Source organism: Synechococcus sp. R55.2, assembly GCF_047462075.1.
GTDB lineage: Bacteria > Cyanobacteriota > Cyanobacteriia > Thermostichales > Thermostichaceae > Thermostichus.
The window spans coordinates 1-2,777 of sequence record NZ_JANSIH010000009.1; the positions used below are offsets into that span (position 1 = coordinate 1).

Sequence of the window (2,777 nt, forward strand, 5' to 3'; positions counted from 1 at the left end):
AGTGATCTAGGGCCAGTTTGAGAGCCTCCCTTTCAGTGAGGAGCAATTGCGGCAAAATCGGGATCCCTTAAACCCCCAAGCCTATCAAGAATTGCAAGAGATTCTGGCAGTAGCAGATGGATTTTCCGAGAGCACCCTGAACGATTTGACGGAACCCGCCTGGCGGCAGATCCACGACCTGACCGAGAAAATAGGCAAGCTGCGGGCCATCCACTGTCTGGAAAATGAGGGGTATCGAGAGGTCAGTCTGGCCATCGCCGGACGGGGAGATTTGGAGCGTGCTCTTGATTTTTACCGTCCCCATTGGGTGATTCACGCAACGGTGGCCAACGCAGCGGAAATTCAATTGCTCTCCCGGCATCGGGTGAATGTCGTTTTGAACCCACGGGCCAATGCCAACTTGGGACTGCCTCTCCCGCCGATTGCCCGCCTGCTGGAGAGTGAGGCCAATCTCTTGCTAGGCACCGACAACGGACTTTTGAATAGCCCGAACCTTTTGGCAGAGCTGGATTTCACCTACAAAGTGGCCAAAAGCCAGTTTGGAGATGCGGTGCGCCCTGATCCAGTCGAGATTTTGAAGATGGTGACCAGCAACATCCGACATTTACGGCCTCTACTGGGATCCGATGTGTACGGCTATTTGGATGTGGGGCTGCCCGCCGATTTGGTGGTGCTGGACTTCACCCGTCCTCATTTGCGGGCCAGTCGTCATCTAATTGCGTCGATTCTCACTCGGGTTACCCCGGCAGATGTGGTGCTGACGATGCGGCAGGGCCAGGTACTGTGGCGGGATCCCCAGCGGGTCAACTGATGTCGAAGCTGCGACTGGGAAAAGCTGGTGAAATGCGATTATTCCTGTCTATTTCTGGAAGCGATGTAGGCTCGCCACCCCCCCCAAGCGGTGATGTCCAATTGCCCCTCACACAGGTAGGGTTCGGCTAGGATCCCCAGCACTTCCTCCCCTTCTGCCAAAAGAATGCGGCCCACTGACAAGCCTGGCGGCTCTTGCAAAAGGAGTTGACCCAACCCATGGGCAGGGATTTCCCAAATCTCCAGAGCAATTGCAGAACCGCCCTGGCAAACCCGTACCATGCCTGGATAAAGACCGTCGATGGACCAAAGCCGATAACAAGCGGCTGTTTGGGCTTCCCGCACAAAGCGACCCCCAATTTGCAGTAGGTTCTCATTGAGGGGTAGCCCCCGCATCAGGGTGCCATTCACGGCCAATTTAATGTCCATATCAAATCAAACAGATTCTCCCGCCTCCGGATCCCCGGCCAGAGAGGGATCCCAAGACCTCCTCATGCTACCCGTTGCTAACGGGAACAGGTGCTCCACTCATGGTGAAAGACGCCCGGCCTGTCGATGCGCTCGAAGGTGTGGGCCCCGAAGAAGTCCCGCTGGGCTTGGGTGAGGTTCTGGGGCAGGTTGGCGGTACGGTAGCTGTCGTAGTAGGCCAAGGAAGCGCTGATGGCCGGGATCGGGATCCCCAGGGCAGCCGCCGTGGACACCACCCGCCGCCAGGATCCCTGCCGCTCCCGGATGGCCTGCTCGAATTCCTCATCCAACAGCAGGTTCACCAGCTCTGGATCCCGTTTGTAGGCCGACTGGATCTCGCCCAGGAAGCGGGCGCGGATGATACAGCCCCCCTTCCAAATCCGCGGAATCTCACTGAAGGTGTAGACGTAGCCGTGGGCAACAGTGGCTCTTTTGAGCAGGGCCATCCCCTGCGCATAGGAGCAGATTTTGGAGCAGTAGAGGGCGGCGCGCAGATCTTGGATAAAGCGATCGGGATCCCCTTCAAAAGTGGCGTCCGGCCCTTTCAACTGGGCAGAGGCAGCCACCCGCTCCTCTTTCATCGACGAGAGGATACGAGCTTGCACTGCCGCCTCGATGGTGGGCACCGCTACCCCCAGATCCAGAGCATCTTTGACCGTCCACAAACCGGTGCCTTTCTGCCCGGCCTTATCCAGGATGAGATCCACCAAAGGCTTGCCGGTTTCCGGATCCAGGGTTTGGAAAATCTTGGCGGTAATTTCAATCAGGAAAGATTCCAGCTCCGTTTCATTCCAAGCCTGAAAAATCTCCTGCATCTGCGAGGCCGACAGCTTCAAGGCCCTGCGCATTAGGTCATAGACCTCGGCGATCAGTTGCATATCGCCGTATTCGATGCCGTTGTGCACCATCTTCACGTAGTGCCCGCCCCCTTTTGGCCCCAGGTAGGTGACGCAAGGGCCATCCGCCACTTGAGCAGCAATTTTGGTCAAGATGGGCTCCAGTTGTTGGTAGGCCTCTGGGCTGCAGCCGGGCATGAGGCTGGGGCCGTTCAGGGCTCCCTCTTCCCCGCCGCTCACCCCCATGCCGACAAAGTGGATCCCGGTGGGAGCTAGGGCTTCGGCACGGCGATCGGTGTCGGTGTAGAGGGAGTTGCCGCCGTCGATGATGATATCCCCCGGATCCAGCAGGGGTTTAAGCTCGTCAATCACCGCGTCTACCGGCGCACCCGCCTTGACCATGATCAAGAATTTGCGGGGCCGCTCCATCAGTTGCACCAGTTCCGGCAAGCTGTAGGCGGGGGTGATCTGTTTGCCTTGGGCTCGCTCCCGCATGAATTGGTCGGTTTTGGAGCTGGTGCGGTTGTAGACGGCAACCGGAAAGCCGTTGCGCTCGATGTTGAGGGCCAAGTTTTCCCCCATCACCGCCAGGCCGATCACCGCAAAGCTGGGCTTGCTCATAGTTGGGCACTATCGACACCTCACCCAATCTAGAGGCCAATC

Annotated in this window: 3 protein-coding genes; 1 reads left to right on the top strand and 2 read right to left on the bottom strand. The window is 58.1% G+C overall.

From position 1 onward, the window contains the following. Positions 1-46: 46 nt before the first annotated feature. A complete protein-coding gene (locus tag NW838_RS00195; protein WP_414427261.1) occupies positions 47-811 on the top strand; it encodes an amidohydrolase family protein in 765 nt (254 codons plus the stop codon). A gap of 38 nt (positions 812-849) precedes the next feature. On the opposite strand, the gene NW838_RS00200 is transcribed toward NW838_RS00195, so the two are convergent. Both NW838_RS00200 and gndA read right to left on the bottom strand, forming a co-directional pair. After that, a complete protein-coding gene (locus tag NW838_RS00200) occupies positions 850-1,239 on the bottom strand; it encodes a gamma-glutamylcyclotransferase (protein WP_099812288.1) in 390 nt (129 codons plus the stop codon). A 77-nt stretch (positions 1,240-1,316) separates the two neighbouring features. After that, positions 1,317-2,735: an NADP-dependent phosphogluconate dehydrogenase gene (gene gndA, locus NW838_RS00205; protein WP_414357559.1), complete on the bottom strand. Its 1,419-nt coding sequence runs from the start codon at positions 2,733-2,735 to the stop codon at positions 1,317-1,319. Positions 2,736-2,777 lie beyond the last annotated feature (42 nt).